The 17,512-nt window shown below is 66.3% G+C and carries 22 protein-coding genes; 14 read left to right on the forward strand and 8 right to left on the reverse strand.

Annotation, left to right across the window (positions count from 1 at the left end; all coding sequences use genetic code 11):
* Positions 1-534, forward strand: coding sequence for a hypothetical protein (locus V7066_RS10140; protein WP_334182925.1), 534 nt, complete (start codon positions 1-3; stop codon positions 532-534).
* On the opposite strand, the gene soxR is transcribed toward V7066_RS10140, so the two are convergent.
* The gene (gene soxR, locus V7066_RS10145; protein WP_334182926.1) at positions 527-967 is read right to left on the reverse strand and encodes a redox-sensitive transcriptional activator SoxR; all 441 of its coding nucleotides are present in this window, start codon (positions 965-967) and stop codon (positions 527-529) included. The two genes, V7066_RS10140 and soxR, sit on opposite strands and share 8 nt — an antisense overlap.
* Positions 968-1,063: 96 nt before the next feature.
* Here soxR and V7066_RS10150 point away from each other — a divergent pair, with 96 nt between their 5' ends.
* Complete coding sequence (locus V7066_RS10150) at positions 1,064-1,435, forward strand: VOC family protein (RefSeq protein WP_334182927.1); 372 nt, start codon at positions 1,064-1,066, stop codon at positions 1,433-1,435.
* 18 nt (positions 1,436-1,453) lie between these two features.
* Here V7066_RS10150 and ubiA read toward each other — a convergent pair whose 3' ends face one another.
* The gene (ubiA, locus tag V7066_RS10155; protein ID WP_334182928.1) at positions 1,454-2,368 is read right to left on the reverse strand and encodes a 4-hydroxybenzoate octaprenyltransferase; all 915 of its coding nucleotides are present in this window, start codon (positions 2,366-2,368) and stop codon (positions 1,454-1,456) included.
* Between the two features lie 139 nt (positions 2,369-2,507).
* On the opposite strand from ubiA, the gene V7066_RS10160 reads away from it, so the two are divergent.
* Both V7066_RS10160 and V7066_RS10165 read left to right on the forward strand, forming a co-directional pair.
* On the forward strand, positions 2,508-3,266 hold the full coding sequence (locus V7066_RS10160; protein ID WP_334182929.1) for a 16S rRNA (uracil(1498)-N(3))-methyltransferase: 759 nt from the start codon (positions 2,508-2,510) through the stop codon (positions 3,264-3,266).
* 265 nt (positions 3,267-3,531) lie between these two features.
* Positions 3,532-4,905 carry a glutamate--cysteine ligase gene (locus V7066_RS10165; RefSeq protein ID WP_334182930.1) on the forward strand — a complete coding sequence of 458 codons (1,374 nt, stop codon included), beginning with the start codon at positions 3,532-3,534 and terminating at the stop codon, positions 4,903-4,905.
* Between the two features lie 41 nt (positions 4,906-4,946).
* Here the strand turns inward: V7066_RS10165 and V7066_RS10170 are convergent, their stop codons facing one another.
* Positions 4,947-6,545 carry a helicase HerA-like domain-containing protein gene (locus V7066_RS10170; RefSeq protein ID WP_334182931.1) on the reverse strand — a complete coding sequence of 533 codons (1,599 nt, stop codon included), beginning with the start codon at positions 6,543-6,545 and terminating at the stop codon, positions 4,947-4,949.
* 142 nt (positions 6,546-6,687) lie between these two features.
* Between V7066_RS10170 and pabB the strand changes: the two genes are divergently transcribed.
* Genes pabB through arfB form a run of 4 tightly spaced genes read left to right on the forward strand, consistent with a single transcriptional unit; the run spans position 6,688 to position 10,721 of the window.
* Positions 6,688-8,484 carry an aminodeoxychorismate synthase component I gene (pabB, locus tag V7066_RS10175; RefSeq protein ID WP_334182932.1) on the forward strand — a complete coding sequence of 599 codons (1,797 nt, stop codon included), beginning with the start codon at positions 6,688-6,690 and terminating at the stop codon, positions 8,482-8,484.
* Positions 8,484-9,653: a pyridoxal phosphate-dependent aminotransferase gene (locus V7066_RS10180; protein WP_334182933.1), complete on the forward strand. Its 1,170-nt coding sequence runs from the start codon at positions 8,484-8,486 to the stop codon at positions 9,651-9,653. Before pabB ends, V7066_RS10180 begins: the two co-directional genes overlap by 1 nt.
* Position 9,654: 1 nt before the next feature.
* Positions 9,655-10,308, forward strand: a complete 654-nt coding sequence (locus tag V7066_RS10185) for an RluA family pseudouridine synthase (protein ID WP_147216563.1) — start codon at positions 9,655-9,657, stop codon at positions 10,306-10,308.
* Positions 10,305-10,721 (forward strand): alternative ribosome rescue aminoacyl-tRNA hydrolase ArfB, encoded by a 417-nt coding sequence (gene arfB, locus V7066_RS10190; protein WP_334182934.1) that lies wholly within the window; start codon positions 10,305-10,307, stop codon positions 10,719-10,721. The genes V7066_RS10185 and arfB overlap by 4 nt, the downstream gene beginning before the upstream one ends.
* A 3-nt stretch (positions 10,722-10,724) precedes the next feature.
* On the opposite strand, the gene V7066_RS10195 is transcribed toward arfB, so the two are convergent.
* On the reverse strand, positions 10,725-10,904 hold the full coding sequence (locus V7066_RS10195) for a hypothetical protein (protein WP_334182935.1): 180 nt from the start codon (positions 10,902-10,904) through the stop codon (positions 10,725-10,727).
* A 122-nt stretch (positions 10,905-11,026) separates the two neighbouring features.
* Here V7066_RS10195 and V7066_RS10200 point away from each other — a divergent pair, with 122 nt between their 5' ends.
* Positions 11,027-11,575: an NADPH-dependent FMN reductase gene (locus V7066_RS10200; protein WP_334182936.1), complete on the forward strand. Its 549-nt coding sequence runs from the start codon at positions 11,027-11,029 to the stop codon at positions 11,573-11,575.
* Positions 11,576-11,620: 45 nt separating this feature from the next.
* On the opposite strand, the gene spt is transcribed toward V7066_RS10200, so the two are convergent.
* From spt to V7066_RS10215, 3 genes are all read right to left on the reverse strand, one after another.
* Positions 11,621-12,859: a serine palmitoyltransferase gene (gene spt, locus V7066_RS10205; protein WP_334182937.1), complete on the reverse strand. Its 1,239-nt coding sequence runs from the start codon at positions 12,857-12,859 to the stop codon at positions 11,621-11,623.
* Positions 12,860-12,870: 11 nt separating this feature from the next.
* Positions 12,871-13,110, reverse strand: coding sequence for an acyl carrier protein (locus V7066_RS10210; protein WP_054442290.1), 240 nt, complete (start codon positions 13,108-13,110; stop codon positions 12,871-12,873).
* 103 nt (positions 13,111-13,213) lie between these two features.
* Positions 13,214-13,576 carry a response regulator gene (locus V7066_RS10215; protein WP_147216554.1) on the reverse strand — a complete coding sequence of 121 codons (363 nt, stop codon included), beginning with the start codon at positions 13,574-13,576 and terminating at the stop codon, positions 13,214-13,216.
* Between the two features lie 63 nt (positions 13,577-13,639).
* Here V7066_RS10215 and V7066_RS10220 point away from each other — a divergent pair, with 63 nt between their 5' ends.
* Genes V7066_RS10220 through V7066_RS10240 form a run of 5 tightly spaced genes read left to right on the forward strand, consistent with a single transcriptional unit; the run spans position 13,640 to position 16,946 of the window.
* Positions 13,640-13,915 (forward strand): DUF3572 domain-containing protein, encoded by a 276-nt coding sequence (locus V7066_RS10220; protein ID WP_334183016.1) that lies wholly within the window; start codon positions 13,640-13,642, stop codon positions 13,913-13,915.
* Entirely contained in the window at positions 13,912-14,568 is a 657-nt protein-coding gene (locus V7066_RS10225) for an HAD family hydrolase (RefSeq protein WP_334182938.1), read from the forward strand. The genes V7066_RS10220 and V7066_RS10225 overlap by 4 nt, the downstream gene beginning before the upstream one ends.
* Positions 14,569-14,597: 29 nt before the next feature.
* A complete protein-coding gene (locus V7066_RS10230; protein WP_334182939.1) occupies positions 14,598-15,062 on the forward strand; it encodes a RidA family protein in 465 nt (154 codons plus the stop codon).
* Positions 15,043-15,813: a glycerophosphodiester phosphodiesterase family protein gene (locus V7066_RS10235; protein WP_334182940.1), complete on the forward strand. Its 771-nt coding sequence runs from the start codon at positions 15,043-15,045 to the stop codon at positions 15,811-15,813. Before V7066_RS10230 ends, V7066_RS10235 begins: the two co-directional genes overlap by 20 nt.
* A complete protein-coding gene (locus V7066_RS10240) occupies positions 15,810-16,946 on the forward strand; it encodes a GNAT family N-acetyltransferase (protein WP_334182941.1) in 1,137 nt (378 codons plus the stop codon). Before V7066_RS10235 ends, V7066_RS10240 begins: the two co-directional genes overlap by 4 nt.
* Before the next feature lie 12 nt (positions 16,947-16,958).
* Here V7066_RS10240 and V7066_RS10245 read toward each other — a convergent pair whose 3' ends face one another.
* Positions 16,959-17,312, reverse strand: coding sequence for a hypothetical protein (locus tag V7066_RS10245; RefSeq protein ID WP_334182942.1), 354 nt, complete (start codon positions 17,310-17,312; stop codon positions 16,959-16,961).
* Positions 17,313-17,512 lie beyond the last annotated feature (200 nt).

Here is a 17,512-nt window from a genome sequence, read left to right on the forward strand (position 1 = left end):
ATGCCCCTGATCGACAGCTATCTGCCGCGCTTCCAGTTCTCGGAGACCCATTCCTGTCGGATTACGGCCGATGCGAGTGCCATCTTGCAGGCAGTCGCGGCCTACAAACCCGAGAACGACCGCTTCTTCCGCGCCATGATCGGCTTGCGCGAAGTGCCCGCCCGGCTGCTCGGGCGGCGCGGCAGCGAGCCGTTCGGAATGCGGAATTTCACGCTGCTCGAACGAACCGAGCGAGCCCTCGTCTATGGCCTGATCGGGCAGTTCTGGCAGGCGAACTACGGGCTTCGCAAGATTGCCGACGGCCCGGCCTTCAAGGCCTTCGGCGAAGCCCGGGTTCCCCGGCTCGCCCTCGGTTTCGAGATCGTGTCCGAGGCCGAAGGCATCCATCGTCTTACCACGCAGACGCGCGTGTTCTGTCCCGACGACTTCTCACGCCGCAAGTTCCGGCTCTACTGGTTGCTGATCCGCCCCGTCAGCGGCCTGATCCGCAGACGTATCCTCGCCTCGATCCGCAAGGCCGCCGAAGCTACTTGAGCACGAAGCGCGGCCCCGGCCCTTGCACTCCGGCCTCGTCGTCCCGGTTATAGAGGCGGCACTTGCCAAGGCTCAGGCAGCCGCAGCCGATGCACTCGTCCAGCTTGCGACGGGTCAGTTCGAGCAGCGCGATCTTCGCGTCGATCGCCTCGCGCATGGACAGGCTGATCTTCTCCCAGTCCTCCAGCGTCGGCGTGCGTCCCTGCGGCAGCGCGGAAAGCTCGCGCTCGATTTCTGCGAGGCCGAGGCCCAGCTTCTGCGCGATCAGCACGAAGCTCACCCGGCGAATGTCCGAACGCAGGAAGCGCCGCTGGTTGCCGCTCGTGCGCAGCGCCGTCAGCAGGCCCTTTTCTTCGTAAAATCGGATCGCCGAAACCGCCACGCCGGTGCGCCGCGCCAGATAGCCGATGGAGATGAAGCGGTCCTGGATCATGGATTCCTCGAATTTGGCGCTTGATCTCAAGTTAACTTGAGGTTGCATCAAGGCCAAGCCGGTGATTCGTCCGGCGACGCGCAGGAGATGCGAAAAATGGCCCAGGGCCGCCTTGAACACGCCAACATCACGGTCAGCGACATCGACCGGAGTTCAGCCTTCCTGCAGGACCTGCTCGGCTGGCACGAACGCTGGCGCGGTCCTGCCATCAATGGCGGCGAGACGATCCATGTCGGTGGGGATTTCAGCTATATCGCCGTCTACACCGACCGGAAGCCGCGCGAGCGCTTCGGCAAGGGTGCGCCGCTCAATCACGTCGGACTGGTGGTCGGCGACCTCGATGCCGCCGAACAGGTGGTGATCGCCGCCGGGCTCGAACCCTTCAACCACGCCGACTACGAACCCGGACGGAGGTTCTACTTCTTCGACTGGGACGGGATAGAATTCGAACTTGTCAGCTATGACTGAATGCAGGAAGCGCCGGAATCAAAGAATTCCGGCGTTGCCGACCACCCAGCAGGCGAGCGCCATGACCAGCCCGAGGTCGCGATTCGAACGGAAGCGCGTAAGGGCGTTCTCGCCGTCCTCGGTATCGAGCGTAACGATCTGGAAGCCGAGATGCAGCGCAACCGGCACGAGCGCCACCAGCGCCACCCAGTCCTGCCGCAAAGTCCAGAAAGCCAGCGCCCAGAACGCCAGCGCCAGCGCGTAGAACCCGGCCACGCCGCCCCGCACATGGCTGCCGAGACGCAGCGCCGAAGAGCGGATGCCGACCACAGCGTCGTCCTCGCGGTCCTGAAGCGCGTAGATCGTGTCGTAGCCGATGCACCAGAAGATCGAACCGGCGTAGAGCGCGGCGATCACCGCAAGCTGGTCTCCGCGAATCTCGATCCAGCCGACCAGCGCCCCCCAGGTGAAGACCATGCCCAGCCACGCCTGCGGCCACCAGGTGATCCGCTTCATGAAGGGATAGGCGGCAACCAGCGCCACGCTGCCCAGCGCCACGAGCTGCGCCTGCCAGCGCAACTGGAACAGCACCACGAGACCCACCGCGCAGAGCGTCAGCAGCCAGACCCAGGCCGCCTTCACGCTGACCTGCCCGCTCGCGACCGGACGTGAGGCCGTGCGGGCCACCTTACGGTCGAGATCGGCATCGACGATGTCGTTGAGCACGCAGCCTGCGCCGCGCATCGCGATCGAACCGACGAGCAGCCAGAGGATCAGCCCCCAGCGCGCCTCGCCTCCCGCCAGCAGCACGCCCCAGGCGCAAGGCCAGAACAGCAGCCACCAGCCGATCGGGCGATCGAAGCGGGCCAGCATGGCATAGGCGCGCGGCGTCTTAGGCAGGGCGGCAACGAGCCCGCGATGCTGCGTATCGGGGACGAGAAGAGAGTCGTTCACGCCCGAACGGGTAGCCGATCCCAGGCACTATGTCATGAACGAACGTGAATAGTGCACATGTGCACGCCCGCCCCGGTTGCACGCAAAACCGCTTCGCGCGAAAAGGGCGCCGTCAATTTTCCGGAGCATCGACAAGATCATGGCCGCCACCCCCGCCTGGCCCCCACGCAGCGCGCCGCGCCTTTTCGTCACCGGCCCACTGGCCGAAGGCGGCAGCGTCGCGATCGAAGGCGGGCAGGCGCACTACCTCTCCAAGGTCATGCGAGTCGCGCCGGGCGACGCGGTGATTCTCTGCGACGACAAGACCGGCGAATGGGCCTGCGCCGTTACCGCCGCGGGCAAGCGCGACATCACGCTGGAAGTGCGCGATCGCCTCCGCGAGCGCGAGGCCGTGCCCGACTTCTGGCTCTGCGCCGCGCTGCTCAAGAAGCCGAACTTCGACCTCGTGCTGGAGAAAGCCACCGAACTCGGCGTGGCGAAAATCCAGCCGCTCGTCACCCGCCGCTGCGTGGCCGACAAGCTCAATGGCGAACGCGCGGCCACGATCGTCACCGAAGCTGCCGAGCAATGCGCCCGCACCGCGCTGCCCGAAGTCGCCGAGCCGATGAAGCTGGAAACCCTCCTGCGCGACTGGCCCGAAGACCGCGCCCTGTTCTTCGCCGACGAAACCGGCGGGGCGCCCGCTGCCGCACAGTTCGCCGCGCACTCCGGCCCGGCGGCGCTGCTGGTGGGGCCGGAAGGCGGCTTCGATGACGGGGAACGCGCGCTCGTACGGGCACACCCGATGGCGCGGGCGATCACGCTCGGTCCCCGGATTCTACGCGGGGAAACGGCGAGTATCGGGGCTACCGCTTTGTGGATGGCGGTTGCCGGGGATTGGTCGGAAGGAAAGGAATAAGCAGGGGAGCAAAGCCCCCCTGCACCCCCAATACCGTCTAGGTCGAGTGCCACCCAGCCGTTCTGCGCCCATCGCGGCGTCGGGAGACTGATTGGCTGCGCCGCAGGGAGCGCGCGACGGATAGGTGGCGCGGGACGTCGACATTCCGAGGGTCCGGGGGATCATCCCCCGGAATCTTCCCTTTCCACCTGAGTCCACAACAAAACAAACCGCTCGGTACAAAAAGTTGTAGCGTCCGGACGCGGGCCGCACTACCTCCGCCGCCATGAGCACTCGTGAGGTTTCGGATCGCGAAGATCCGGTGATCGAAAGCCTGGACCAACTCGCCGCGCCGATGGCTGCGGGCGAAAAGCCGCGCGAGGCGTGGCGGATCGGTACCGAGCACGAAAAGTTCGTCTATGACACGGCGGATCACCACGCACCGTCTTATGACGAGGAAGGCGGCATCCGCGACATGCTCGGCGCCCTGACCGAGTATGGTTGGGAGCCGATTGTCGAGGGCGGCAACGTCATCGCCCTCAAGGGCAGCGACGGCAACGTCAGCCTGGAACCGGCGGGCCAGCTTGAGCTTTCCGGCGCGCCGCTGGAGAACCTGCACCAGACTTGCGCCGAAACCGGCCGCCACCTCGCCCAGGTGAAGACCATCGGCGACCGCATCGGCAAGGCCTTCCTCGGCCTCGGCATGTGGCCGGACAAGACCCGCGCGGAACTGCCGATCATGCCCAAGGGCCGTTATGACATCATGCTGCGGCACATGCCGCGCGTGGGGACGATGGGCCTCGACATGATGCTGCGGACCTGCACCATCCAGGTCAACCTCGACTATTCGAGCGAGGCGGACATGGTGAAGAAGTTCCGCACGTCGCTGGCGCTGCAACCGCTGGCGACCGCGCTCTTCGCCAATTCGCCCTTCACCGAGGGCAAGCCCAACGGCTACCTTTCCTACCGCAGCCACATCTGGTCGGACACCGATCCCGCGCGCACCGGCATGTTGCCGTTCGTGTTCGAGGACGGCTTCGGCTACGAGCGATACGTCGACTACATGCTCGACGTGCCGATGTACTTCGTGTTCCGCGACGGCAAGTATATCGATGCCGCCGGCCACTCCTTCCGCGACTTCCTGAAGGGCGAGCTTTCCGTGCTCCCCGGCGAGAAGCCGCGCCTGTCGGACTGGACGGACCACCTTTCCACCGCCTTCCCCGAAGTGCGGCTGAAGTCCTTCCTCGAAATGCGCGGTGCCGATGGCGGCCCCTGGGGCCGCATCTGTGCGCTCCCCGCGCTGTGGGTCGGCCTGCTCTACGATCAGGGCGCGCTCGATGCGGCTTGGGATCTGGTCAAGGACTGGGACATGGAAGGGCGCGAACTGCTGCGCAATTCCGTGCCGAAGCTCGGCCTCGACGCACCGCTTCCGGGCGGCGGCACCCTGCGCAAGATCGCTTCGGAAGTGATCGATATCTCGCGCTCCGGCCTTGCCGCCCGCAATTTCCTCAATGCGGGCGGGGACAACGAGACCGGCTACCTCGAACCGCTCGCGCAGATCGTCGCCAGCGGCAAGGTCCCGGCCGAGCGCCTGCTCGACCTCTACAACGGCGAATGGGGCGGCGATCTCTCGAAGATCTACGCGGTCAAGAGCTTCTGAGTTAGGTAAGGGGGCGGTCTCGGGACCGCCCCCTTAATCGTTCAGCGCATCAGCCCGCCGATCAGGTTGCGGGCGAACCGGCCAAGCCCCGGAAAGCCGATGGCCTTGCCGAACGCATCGCCCACCGTGCCCGCCGCCGCACTGGCTGCCGAGGCCTTGGGATTGGCGCGGCTTTTCTTGCCCTGCACCGACTGCGCCAGGATCGACCCGGCGCTCGCCGCCGCCGCGCCTGCCGCGGCCTTGGCGACTTTGCCGCCGAGACCGTCCCACAGGCTCGGGCTCCGGCGTTCCTGCCTACCGACTTCCTCGGCGCCCTTTTCCGCCACTTCCTGCGCGGTCGCGGCGGCATCGGCAGCCTTGGCGGCGAGAATTTCCTCGGCGCTTTCGCGGTTTACCGGGGTATCGTATTTGCCCTGATAAGGGCTGATCGACTGGATGATCGCCCGCTCCTTCGGCTCCACCGGCCCCAACCGCGAGCGAGGCGGCGCGATCAGCGTGCGCTGGACCACCGTGGGCGCGCCCTGATCGTCGAGCGTGGAAACCAGCGCTTCGCCGACCTTCAACTCGGTGATCGCCGCTGCAACGTTGAGTTCGGGATTGATGCGAAAGGTGTCCGCTGCCGCCTTGATCGCCTTCTGATCGCGCGGGGTGAACGCGCGCAGGGCATGCTGCACGCGGTTGCCAAGCTGGCCCGCGATCTCCTCGGGGATATCGATGGGATTCTGCGAGATGAAATAGACGCCCACCCCCTTCGAGCGGACGAGGCGGACAACCTGCTCCACCTTGTCCTGAAGGGCCTTGGGCGCATCGTCGAACAGCAGGTGCGCCTCGTCGAAGAAGAACACCAGCTTGGGCTTATCGGGATCGCCCACCTCGGGCAGCACCTCGAAGAGTTCGGACAGCAGCCAGAGCAGGAACGTGGCGTAGAGCTTGGGGCTGCGCATCAGCTTGTCGGCCGCGAGCACATTGATGTAGCCGCGCCCCTTGTCGTCGCAGCGGATGAAATCGGCGATTTCCAGCGCCGGTTCGCCGAAGAACTGTGCGGCGCCCTGACTGTCGAGCGCCAATAGCTGGCGCTGGATCGTGCCGACGCTGGCCTTGGAGATGTTGCCGTACTTCGTCGAAAGCTCCGAGGCGTTCTCGGCGGCATGGGCCAGCATCGCCTGCAAATCGGGCAGGTCGAGCAGCAGCAGCCCCTGCTCGTCGGCATAGCGGAAGACGACGTTGAGCACGCCTTCCTGCGTATCGTTGAGGTCCATCAGCCGCGACAGCAGCAGCGGCCCCATTTCCGAGATCGTGGTGCGGACGGGATGGCCCTGTTCGCCGTAGATGTCCCAGAAGATCGCCGGATTGTCGGAATAGCCGTAGTCGGTCAGGCCGATTTCCTGAGCCCGCGCTTCGAGAATGGCGGCGTTCTTGAACTGCGGGCTTCCCGACATGGAGATGCCGGAAAGATCGCCCTTCACGTCGGCCAGGAACACCGGCACCCCGGCAGCGGAAAACTGTTCGGCTATGGTCTGGAGCGTCACCGTCTTGCCGGTGCCCGTCGCCCCCGCGATCAGGCCGTGGCGATTGGCGCGCCCCAAGCGCAGGACCTGCCGTTCACCGTTGGCACCGAGTCCCAGGAAAATCTCTTCCATTCATGCCTCCTTGCACCGTTCCAGGGTGATAGAGCGCACCTTCGGCAAGGGCGAGAGGGATTCTGATCGGGATCGATCCGAACCTTGCGACGAAGCGCACTGGTGCCGCCAGGGATCGGGCGCTAAAGGCGCAGTCGCAACCATGCCCCAGCCCTTCATCCTTTTCGACGACGCCCGCCCGGAAGGTGCAGCCGACGCGCGCATCTATCGCGATCCGGTGGAGATCGTCGTCGCTCATGCCGAGCAGGACGTGCTGCCGGCGCTCACCCGGATCGAGGCACTGTCCACCGAAGGGCTGCATCTGGCCGGATACCTCGCCTACGAGGCCGGACAGGCGCTGGAACCGCGCCTTGCCGGGCTGCGCAAGGCCGAAGGCCCGCTGGTCTGGTTCGGCGCCTTCACGGGCTTCGAGACGGTCCCCGCCGCCGATCTCCCGCGCTGGCTGGCCGAACAGGCCGAACCCGGCCCTGTCGGCATCGGCTCGCTCGATCCGCTGGTCTCCACGGGCGACTACACCCGCGCGTTCGAGATGATTCACGGCGCGATCGAGGCGGGCGACATCTATCAGGCCAACCTGACCCTGCCGCTGGAAGGCCCCTGGCACGGCGATCCGCTGGCGCTCTACGCCGCGATCCGCCCCGCCGCCGCCGCCGGATATGGCGCGGCGATCTGCGACGGCAGCGAATGGCTGCTCAGCTTCTCGCCAGAGCTGTTCTTCGCTCTGGACGAGCGCACCGTGACCGTCCGCCCGATGAAGGGCACCCGCCCGCGCGGGCAGGACGCGGCCGAGGACGCGCGGCTGCGCGAGGAACTGGCCACCAGCACCAAGGATCGCGCGGAAAACCTGATGATCCTCGACCTCATGCGCAACGACCTGTCGCGCGTGGCCGAGGCGGGCAGTGTCCGCGTGGAGCAGCCTTTCGCGATCGAGACCTATCCGACCGTCCACCAGATGGTCTCCACCGTCCGCGCCCGTCTCTCGCCGGGGAAGAATGCAGTCGATCTGCTGCGGGCGCTGTTCCCTTGCGGGTCGATCACCGGTGCGCCCAAGATCCGGGCGATGGAACTGATCGCCGATGTCGAACGCCACGCGCGCGGACCTTACTGCGGCTCGATCGGTTTCATCGAACCCTCTGGCGATGCCGCGTTCAATGTGGCAATCCGCACGCTACGCCTGATGCCGGATGGCAAGGGAAAGGCGGGCCGGGCGGTACTCGGTGTCGGTTCGGCGGTGGTCGCCGATTCACAAGCGCTTCCCGAATGGCGGGAATGCCTGGTCAAAGGGGGTTTCGTGCGAGATTCGGCAGGGGCAACTTCACCCGCCAGTTTCGATCTTGTCGAGACGATGCGTTTTACGCCCGAAGAGGGCATCCCGCTTCTCGAACTCCATCTGGAGCGGGTTCGCACCAGTGCCGAGACGCTGGGTTTTAGTTTCGATCGCCATGCCGTGCGCAATGCCATCCAGGCGCTCTGCTTCGATGCCGATGCGCCTGCCAAGCTGCGTCTCGTCACCGCGCGCAGCGGCGCCTATGCGCTGGAGCTGGCCGAGTTACCCGCAGTGTTCGACGGCCCGGTAACGGTCGGCGTGCTGCCGCTTCCGGTCGACAGTGGCGACTGGCGCCTGCGCCACAAGACCAGCGATCGCGGCTTCTACAATGCCGGTCTGGCCGTTGGGAAAAATGCCGGAGCACAGGAAGTGCTGTTCCTGCGCGATGACGGACTGCTGACCGAAGGCTGCTTCACCAGCCTCTTCGTCGAGCGTGACGGCATGCTGCTGACCCCGCCCGCGGCACTAGGCCTGCTGCCCGGCGTGCTGCGCCGCTCGCTGATCGAGCAGGGCCGCGCGGTCGAGGCGAACCTGACGCTGGTCGACCTTTCGGGCGGTTTCCTGATCGGCAATGCCCTGCGCGGCCTGATGCCTGCTAGGCTTCTTACCTGATGCACACTTCCGCTTCCCTTGCCCGCATCGCCCCCTCCGGGACGACCGCGATGACCGACCGCGCCATCGAATTGCGCGAATCCGGCATCGACGTGATCTCGCTCTCGGTCGGTGAGCCCGATTTCGCCACCCCGCCCCATGTGATCGCGGCCGCCAAGGCCGCGCTCGACGCCGGGCAGACCAAGTACACGGCGGTCGGCGGCACCTCGCAGCTGAAGCAGGCCGCCGCGCTGCATTTCAAGCGCGATCTCGGCATCGAGGTTCCGTCTTCCCAAGTGACGGTCAGCGCGGGCGGCAAGCAGGCGATCTTCCACGCGATGCTGGCGACCGTGGGCGAAGGCGACGAAGTGATCGTGCCCTCGCCGTGGTGGGTCAGCTATCCGGAGATCGTGCGCTTCGCAGCCGGCAAGGTCGTGCCGCTGCGCACATCGCCGAAGGACAACTTCCGCTTCACGCCCGCCGATCTGGAAGCCCAGATCGGGCCGCGCACGCTCTGGGTGCTGCTCAACAGCCCCGGCAATCCGACCGGTGCCTATTACCCGGAAGACATGCTGCGCGGCATCGGCGACGTGCTGCGCCGCCACCCGCGGGTGATGGTGCTGTCCGACGATATCTACGCACCGATCAACTATACCGGCCGTCCGCATGTGACGCTGGCGAACCTTTGCCCGGACCTTGCCGACCGCATCCTGACCGTCTCCGGCGTGTCCAAGAGCCACGCGATGACCGGCTTCCGCATCGGCGTCGCCGCCGGACCGCAGTGGCTGATCAAGGCGATGGAAAAGCTCCAGTCGCATTCCTCGGGCAATCCCTGCTCGATCAGCCAGGCCGCCGCCGTCGCCGCTTTCGAAGGCCCGCAGGACTTCCTGATCGAATGGCGCGAACGGTTCCGCCAGCGCCGCGACAGGGTGGTATCCGCGATCAACGCGATACCCGGCCTGTCCACGCCCTCGCCCGACGGCGCGTTCTACTGCATGATCGACGCAACCCCGCGGATGGACCGCTTCGGCGGGGACGACGTGAAGCTGACGCTGCATCTGCTGGAGCACGGCGTGGCGCTGGTTCCGGCCTCGGCCTTCGGCGGGCAGAACGGGTTCCGCATCAGTTTCGCCGCGGATGACGCGCGGCTCGAAGAAGCGCTGCGGCGCATAGAGAAAGCATTGACGTAACATGGAACTGGAAATCCTCTTCGAGGACGGCGAAGCGCTGGTCATCGACAAGCCCGGCGGCCTCCCGCTCGACACCCCGCGCGCCGGTGGTCCGAGCCTCGAAGACCGTCTGGACGAGCTGAAACTGGGCTTCCAGCGCCTGCCCGCGCCGGTTCACCGGCTGGACCGCGACACTTCGGGCTGCCTGCTGCTAGCGCGTAACCCGAAAGCCCTGAAGCGCTTTTCCGCCGCCTTCGAAGAGAAGCAGGTCCAGAAGCGTTACCTCGGCATCGTCGCCGGTACGCTGACGGAAGAGGAAGGCACGATCGCGCTCAACCTCTCCAAGGTCAGCACGGTCAAGGACGGCTGGCGCATGATTCCGGCGAAGAAGGGCAAGCCCGCCGTCACCCACTGGCGCAAGCTGGACGAGAAGAACGGGCTGACCCTCGTGGAATTCCGCCCCGAAACCGGCCGCACCCACCAGATCCGCGTCCATGCCGCCTCCGGCCTCGGCCACGCGCTGCTGGGCGATCCGGTCTACGGTTCCAGCAAGGGCGCGCCGCGCACCATGCTCCATGCGGCAGGCCTGACCGTGCCGCGCGGCGACAAGGAACCGATCGTTGCCGTGGCGCCGCTGCCGCGCGATTTCGCCGCGCTCGGCTTCAGCGATGAATGAGCGAGGTTGAAGCCACGATAGACCGCGCCCAGGCCCTGGCGAGCGAGAGCTTCATCGCCGCATCGGGGCCGGGCGGGCAGAACGTCAACAAGGTGGCGACGGCGGTCCAGCTCAGGATCAACGTCTATGCGCTGCGACTGACGCCGCCGGTCTTCGCACGGCTCAAGGAACTGGCGGGCAGCCGCATGACTTCGGGCGGAGAACTGATGTTCACCGCCCGCCGCTTCCGCACGCAGGAAGCCAACCGCGCCGATGCCCGCGAACGCCTCGCGGAAATGCTGCGCGATGCCCACAAGCTGCCCGAGAAGCGCGCCAAGAGCCGGCTCAACCGGGTCGGCAAGGAACAGCGCCTGAAAGGCAAGAAGCTGCGCGGCTCGGTCAAGGCCGGGCGCGGCAAAGTCAGTTTCGACTGACGCTTATTCTGCCTGTGCCGCAGTCGAGGCGGTCGGCTCGGGACGCGCCTCTAACATCTCAGCTGCTTGGTCCAGCGCCCGCGCTTCACCGACCGTGACGCCCCCCGGCCCGGGCGCGGGATCGGGCTGTCCGCAGGCGGCCAGCAACAACACGGCGATCAGGCAGCCGGACAATCTGAACATCAGCACACGGACCTCTCAGGCAAACACCCCCTCCCAAGGTATAGTCCGGCCCGCGCGGACTTCCAACCGACACGATTTGCACCGATACCTGTCACCCGCAGCAACTGCCATGAGGAGTCATCATGTCGAAGATCGTCGTCGTCGTCGGAAGCCTTCGCGCCGAATCGTACAACCGCCAGTTCGCCGAGGCCCTGATCCGCCTGCCCGCCGCCTCGGGACATGAATTCGTCTTCGCCGATATCGGCGCCCTGCCGCTCTACGATCAGGACCACGACGGCGATCAGGCGCAATCGGTGAAGGACCTGAAGGCGCTGGTCCGCAGCAGCGACGGCGTGATCTTCGTGACGCCGGAATACAACCGCTCGTTCCCCGGCGTGCTCAAGAACGCCATCGACAACGTCTCGCGCCCCTATGGCGACAGCGCCTGGGCGGGCAAGCCTGCGGGGGTGATCGGGGTTTCCATCGGCGCCATCGGCTCGGCTATGGCGCAGCAGCACTTGCGCAACGTGCTGGCCTATCTCGACATGCCGACTCTGGGCGCGCCGGAAGCCTTCATCCAGTGGAAGGATGGTCTCATCACCCCGGACGGCACCGTGGGCGAACAGTCCGCCAGTTTCGTCGGCGGCTGGCTGGAAGCGTTCCTCGGTCTGGTGGAACGCCACAAGGATTGAGGCGGAAACGTCGTCCCGAGACCGATCTCGGGACGACGTTTATTTTCAGGCCAGAATACCGGCCGTCTTGCCCGCACGGGTGAACATGCCGATGATCTGCTGGACCTGCTCGGCCGAGTGTTCGGCGCAGAGCGAGCAGCGCAGCAGCGTCATGTTGGCAGGAGTCGCCGGGGGACGCGCGAGGTTCACGTAGAGGCCCTCGTGCAGCAGCGCTTCCCACATCATCGCGCCGCGTTCGAGGTCGGGCATGATGACGGCGATGATCGCGCTCTGCGGCTCATCGGTGCCGAGCTGGAAGCCCGCATCGGTGAGGCCCTTGTGCAGCGTGCGCGAGCTTTCCCAGAGGTGCGCGCGCTTCTCGGCGGCCGTCATCAGCCTGCGGATCGAGGTCGTCGCAGTCGCGACGACGCTGGGCGGCAGGCTGGCGGTGAACACGTAAGGACGGCAAACCAGGCGCATGATCTCGAACTTGGGATGGTTCGAAACGCAGAAGCCGCCGACGGTGCCGACCGACTTGGAGAACGTGCCGATCACGAAGTCCACATCGTCGAGGCAGCCCTGGTCCTCAGCCACGCCGCGACCGTTGGGACCGATGAAGCCCATCGAGTGCGCTTCGTCCACCAGCACCATCGCGCCGTACTTCTTGGCGACCGCGATCATCTCCTTGAGCGGGGCGATATCGCCCAGCATCGAGTAGACGCCTTCCAGCACGACCAGCTTGCCCGCGCCTTCGGGAATGCGGCGCAGGCGCTTTTCCATCGCCTCGATGTCGTTGTGCTTGAACGGCACGACTTCGGCGTCGCCCATCTTGCAGCCGTCCCAGATCGAGGCATGGCTGTCGATGTCGAGAATGATGTAATCACCCTTGCCCGCGATCGTCGAGATGATGCCGAGGTTGGCCTGATAGCCGGTCGAGAACACCATGGCATGCTTCATGTCGTAGAAGTCGCATAGCGCTTCCTCGACCGCCTTGTGCCCGGCGTAGGTGCCGTTGAGCACGCGGCTGCCGGTGGTGCCCGCGCCGAAGTCGTCCAGCGCCTGCTTGCCCGCCGCGATCACGTCCGGATCGAAGGTCATGCCCATGTAGTTGTAGGTGCCGAGCAGGATCGTCTCGCGCCCGTTGCACATCGCCACGGTGGGCGAGATCACCTTTTCCATGACGAGGCCGAAGGGATCGGTGACGCCGGTGGAGAGCAGGTCTTGGCGCATTGCGATCAGGGGATCGAACTTGCTGAACAGGTCGGTGTGGGCCTGCGTCTCGTTTTCGCTGAGCATGTCGGTCATCGCGAAGTCCTTCAGCCCTGAAGCTTGACCACGGCGTCGACGAGCTGGCCGTAGTTTTCGATCTCGGCCTGCTGGTTCATCGAGATGATGATGTCGAACCCGTCTTCGATCTCGGCCACGAAGTCCATGACGGTCAGGCTGTCGAACTCGAGATCGTCGGTGAAGCGGGTCGCGTCGGTAATCTCGACGCCCTTCTTGTTGAACGGCTCGATCAGCGCGGCGATGCGGGCCGAGGTCTCTGCGCGGTCCATGGTCATTTCAACTCCGGTAATATTCGGGCGGCGCTCTGGCCGATAATTGCGGCGCAAAAGCGGCGACGGGGGGTAAAGTCAAGCACAGGCGGCATTCGCCCTATCACAGAAGCGCGCGGACCGCCTGCATGAACGGGCCGATCGACACCGGCTTGGCCAGATAGCCTTCGGCGCCGGCCTCGCGGATGCGCTCCTCGTCGCCCTTGCCGGCATAGGCGGTGACGGCGAGCACCGGGATCGTGCGCAAGACCGCGTCCTTCTTGGCCGCCTCGATCAGGTCCAGGCCCGATACATTGGGCAGCTGGATATCCATGATGACGAGGTTGGGCACGAACTGGCGCGCGCGCTCCAGCGCGTCGAGGCCGTCTGCCACCGGCTCCACGGCGAAGCCTTGGCTCCTGAGCACATCGCAAAAGAGCTTCCGATTGAGGTCGTTGTCCTCGACAACTAGGATACGCTTTGCCATTCGACGCGGGATCACCATCTAGGTCGGGGACACCCGCTCTATGACACGCAAGCGAGACTGACAATTCTTCGAGAGTCGCCATCCCCATCGCAGGACCCGCAGACTCTGGCGCTCGGCGCCCTCGGCTGGATCCTGAAGAACCAGGACCGCGCCGAGCGCTTCCTGGCGCTGACCGGCCTGACGCCCGGCATGCTGCGCGACTCGCTGGAAGATCCGGCGACGATGGCGGGCGTGCTGGAATTCCTCTGCTCGCACGAACCGGACCTCGTGGCCGCGGCCGATGCGCTAGAAGTTTCGCCGGAAACGCTGGTTCACGCACTGAAAAGGCTCGGCGCATGACTAATCGCACGGGCCGCCCCCTGCTCATCACCGACTGCGACGAAGTGCTGCTCTATATGGTCACGCATTTCCGCGACTGGCTGGCCGAGGACGAGGGGGTCACTTTCGCGCTCGATCGCGGTGAGTTCGCAGGGGCGATGCGCCGCACCGAATCCGGCGAACTGCTGGAGCAGGCGGAAATGTGGTCGCTGCTGAACAAGTTCTTCGACGGCCAGATGCACCGCCAGACCCCGGTAGACGGCGCCGTCGCGGCCATGCGCGAGATCACCGCCCATGCCGACGTCGTAGTGCTCACCAATCTCATGGATTTCCGCCAGGAAACCCGCCGCCTGCAACTGGCGGAGCACGGCATCGACGTGCGCGTCTTCACCAACCAGGGGCCGAAAGGTCCGGCGCTGAAAGCGATCCTCGACGAATACGGGCCCTCGCGCGCGGTCTTCGTGGACGATCTGGCGCAGCACCACGGCTCGGTGGCGGACTTCGCGCCCGAGATCGGGCGCCTGCACCTCTGCGCCGAGCCGCTGCTCGCCCCGCATATCGCCTGCGCCCATGTCGCCGGTCATGCCCACGCGCGAATCGACCGCTGGCAGGACGCCGCGCCCTGGCTGATCGACTGGCTGACGCGCAGCGACGCGACCAAGACCGAATCCTGAATCCGTCCCTCACAAGGAAGATCCCGAAGATGAGCGCAATCGAATCCCGCCTGGCCGAGCTTGGGCTGACCCTTCCCGAACCCGCCGCCCCGGTCGCCGCCTATGTGCCGGTGGTCGTCGCGGGCGGCCTCGCCCATGTCTCGGGCCAGCTTCCCTTCGTCGACGGCAAGCTGGTGACCGGCCGCCTGGGTGAGAACGTCGATCTGGAATCGGGCATCGAGGCGGCGCAGGCCTGCGGGGTGATGATCCTGGCCCAGCTCAAGGCCGCGCTCGGCTCGCTCGACCGCGTGGAGCGCGTGGTCAAGCTGGGCGCCTTCGTCAATTCGACGGGTGACTTCACCGACCAGCCGAAGATCGCCAACGGCGCTTCGGAACTGATGGTCGCGGTCTTCGGCGAGGCCGGAAAGCATGCCCGCAGCGCCGTCGGCGTGCCGGTGCTGCCGCTCGGCGCCGCCGTCGAAGTGGACGCCATCGTTGCCGTTCGCCCTGCTTGATCGCTGGTGTTCGCCGCCGCCCGATCCGCGCAAGGTCGCGTGGATCGGGGGGCACGACTATGCCCATCGCGGGCTGCACGGCGCGGTGATTCCCGAAAACTCGCTCGCGGCCTTCCGGCTGGCGATCGAGGAAGGCTATGGAATCGAACTCGACGTGCAGCGCGCGGGTGACGGCACCCCGGTGGTCTTCCACGATTCGGTGCTGGACCGCCTGACCGGCGAGACCGGCGCGATCGCGCGGCGCAGCGCCGCCCAGCTTGCCACGGTGACGCTGGGCGGAACCGCCGAGAGCATTCCCAGCCTGCGCCAGGCCCTCACCCTGATCGGCGGCCGCCAGCCGGTGCTGATCGAGCTGAAGTCCTCGCGCGGGACCCGCATCGCCGCGCTGTGCCTCGCGGTGCGGCGGGTGCTGGAGGGCTATACCGGCCCCCATGCGGTCATGAGTTTCGATCCGCGCGTCTCGCGCTGGTATCGCCGCCATTCCCCGCACACGGTGCGCGGCCTCATCGTCTCCGAAGGCGAGGATCGCGCCCTGCCCGGCAAGATCCGGCGACGCGCGGCACTCTGGCAGGCGGGGCCGGACTTCCTGGCCTATGACATTCGCGACCTGCCCAGCCGCTTCGCCGCCGCCCAGCGTAAACGCGGGCTGCCGGTGGCGACCTGGACGGTCCGCCGCCCCGACCATCATGAACGCGCGGGCATCCACGCCGACGCGGTGATCTTCGAGCGCCCCTCGGAAGAACCGGCATGAGCGAAGGCGAGTTCGTCGCGCGGCTCCACGGCGCGGTCGGCGGGCTCCCGGCCGTGGAATGGGATGCCCTGACCGGCGGCGGCAATCCCTTCGTCTCCCACGCCTTCCTCGCGGCCATGGAGGAATCGGGCAGCGTCGGCGAGGGCACCGGCTGGACCCCGGTGCCGATCACCATAGCCGGGCCGGACGGACGGCTGGCGGCAGCGCTTCCGGCCTATCTCAAGCAGCACAGCCAGGGCGAATACGTCTTCGACCACGCCTGGGCCGACGCCTGGCACCGCGCGGGCGGCTCCTACTATCCCAAGCTCCAGATCGCCGCGCCCTTCACCCCGGCGACCGGCCCCCGCCTGCTCACGCCGCATCCGGAACTCGCTCCCGCCCTGATCGCCGCGGCGGAATCGGTCTGCCGCGACAACGGCCTGTCCTCCGCCCACGCGACCTTCATCGAACCCGCGCAAGTCCCGTTCTTCGAAGCGGCAGGCTGGCTGCTGCGCGAGGATATCCAGTTCCACTGGGAAAACCGGGGCTATGCCGACTTCGACGCGTTTCTTGCCGCCCTCTCCTCCCGCAAGCGCAAGGATATCCGCAAGGAGCGTGAAAAGGCGCAGGAAGGCGTCGAAATCCGGCACCTTACCGGGAGCGACCTTCGCGAGGAGCACTGGGACGCGTTCTGGGCCTTCTATCAGGACACCGGCGCCCGCAAGTGGGGCCATCCCTACCTGACGCGCGAGGCCTTCTCGCTATTGGGGCAGACGATGGCCGACCGCATCCTGCTCGTCCTCGCCTACATCGATAGGCAGCCGGTGGCAGGCGCATTGAACTTCATCGGCAGCGAGGCGCTCTACGGCCGCTACTGGGGAGCGGTGGTGGAGAGGCCCTTCCTGCATTTCGAGCTTTGCTATTACCAGGCGATCGATGCCGCCATCGCGCTCGGCCTGTCGCGAGTGGAGGCGGGCGCGCAGGGCGGCCACAAGCTGGCGCGCGGCTATGAGCCGGTGCGGACGGTCTCGGCCCACTACATCGTCCACGAAGGCCTGCGCGCGGCCATCGCGGACTATCTCGAACAGGAACGGGCGGGGATTGCGGGTGACCAGCTCTGGCTGGACGGACGCACGCCCTTCAGAAAGGCCTAGGGCGTTTTCCAGTCAGGCCGCGTCCCGCGCCGATGCCGCGAGCCACTGGCGCGCGCGGCGCTGGGCTTCGGCGATCTCACGCGCGGTCATGTCCTCGGCCACATCCGCACGGCAGCTGACCGCCTCCTCGTCCCCGGCGACAGCCGCAAGGTTGAACCACTTGTGCGCCTCGATCAGGTCGCAGGCGGCACCGTGGCTGCCGGTGGAGAACACCACCCCAAGGTCGAAGCAGGCCGAACCATCCCCCATCGCCGCCGCGGCAAGGCGGTCGGGCAGGAACAGGTCGCCCGCGCCCCTATCCGCCGGTTCCGCGACGAACTCTGCGGTTTCGATGAGACGCTCACTTGCGATCCAGGCCTGTTTCATAGTCAGCTAACCCCCGGTCTGCCGCCCCCTGCGGTCCGATGCAGGGAAGCTGGCACTAAGTTGGTCAACAAAGCGTTAAGCATATACCTGAAACAATCCCTGTAAGTTTACGTGGCAGGAGATCGAGACAAACTTGTGCATGAGCCGGTGGTATCCGACCGAATGTTCAGGTTTTTTGTGGACTGCCATGGTTATAGCCT

Origin of the sequence: Novosphingobium sp. (genome assembly GCF_036820275.1) — a bacterium.
GTDB lineage: Bacteria > Pseudomonadota > Alphaproteobacteria > Sphingomonadales > Sphingomonadaceae > Novosphingobium.

Bases quoted from the DNA above. Each gene is read 5' to 3' on its own strand.
- V7066_RS10140 (WP_334182925.1), top strand. From the start codon at position 1: ATGCCCCTGATCGACAGCTATCTGCCGCGCTTCCAGTTCTCGGAGACC.
- soxR (WP_334182926.1), bottom strand. From the start codon at position 967: ATGATCCAGGACCGCTTCATCTCCATCGGCTATCTGGCGCGGCGCACC.
- V7066_RS10150 (WP_334182927.1), top strand. From the start codon at position 1,064: ATGGCCCAGGGCCGCCTTGAACACGCCAACATCACGGTCAGCGACATC.
- V7066_RS10160 (WP_334182929.1), top strand. From the start codon at position 2,508: ATGGCCGCCACCCCCGCCTGGCCCCCACGCAGCGCGCCGCGCCTTTTC.
- V7066_RS10165 (WP_334182930.1), top strand. From the start codon at position 3,532: ATGAGCACTCGTGAGGTTTCGGATCGCGAAGATCCGGTGATCGAAAGC.
- V7066_RS10170 (WP_334182931.1), bottom strand. From the start codon at position 6,545: ATGGAAGAGATTTTCCTGGGACTCGGTGCCAACGGTGAACGGCAGGTC.
- pabB (WP_334182932.1), top strand. From the start codon at position 6,688: ATGCCCCAGCCCTTCATCCTTTTCGACGACGCCCGCCCGGAAGGTGCA.
- V7066_RS10180 (WP_334182933.1), top strand. From the start codon at position 8,484: ATGCACACTTCCGCTTCCCTTGCCCGCATCGCCCCCTCCGGGACGACC.
- V7066_RS10185 (WP_147216563.1), top strand. From the start codon at position 9,655: ATGGAACTGGAAATCCTCTTCGAGGACGGCGAAGCGCTGGTCATCGAC.
- arfB (WP_334182934.1), top strand. From the start codon at position 10,305: ATGAGCGAGGTTGAAGCCACGATAGACCGCGCCCAGGCCCTGGCGAGC.
- V7066_RS10195 (WP_334182935.1), bottom strand. From the start codon at position 10,904: ATGTTCAGATTGTCCGGCTGCCTGATCGCCGTGTTGTTGCTGGCCGCC.
- V7066_RS10200 (WP_334182936.1), top strand. From the start codon at position 11,027: ATGTCGAAGATCGTCGTCGTCGTCGGAAGCCTTCGCGCCGAATCGTAC.
- spt (WP_334182937.1), bottom strand. From the start codon at position 12,859: ATGACCGACATGCTCAGCGAAAACGAGACGCAGGCCCACACCGACCTG.
- V7066_RS10210 (WP_054442290.1), bottom strand. From the start codon at position 13,110: ATGGACCGCGCAGAGACCTCGGCCCGCATCGCCGCGCTGATCGAGCCG.
- V7066_RS10215 (WP_147216554.1), bottom strand. From the start codon at position 13,576: ATGGCAAAGCGTATCCTAGTTGTCGAGGACAACGACCTCAATCGGAAG.
- V7066_RS10225 (WP_334182938.1), top strand. From the start codon at position 13,912: ATGACTAATCGCACGGGCCGCCCCCTGCTCATCACCGACTGCGACGAA.
- V7066_RS10230 (WP_334182939.1), top strand. From the start codon at position 14,598: ATGAGCGCAATCGAATCCCGCCTGGCCGAGCTTGGGCTGACCCTTCCC.
- V7066_RS10240 (WP_334182941.1), top strand. From the start codon at position 15,810: ATGAGCGAAGGCGAGTTCGTCGCGCGGCTCCACGGCGCGGTCGGCGGG.
- V7066_RS10245 (WP_334182942.1), bottom strand. From the start codon at position 17,312: ATGAAACAGGCCTGGATCGCAAGTGAGCGTCTCATCGAAACCGCAGAG.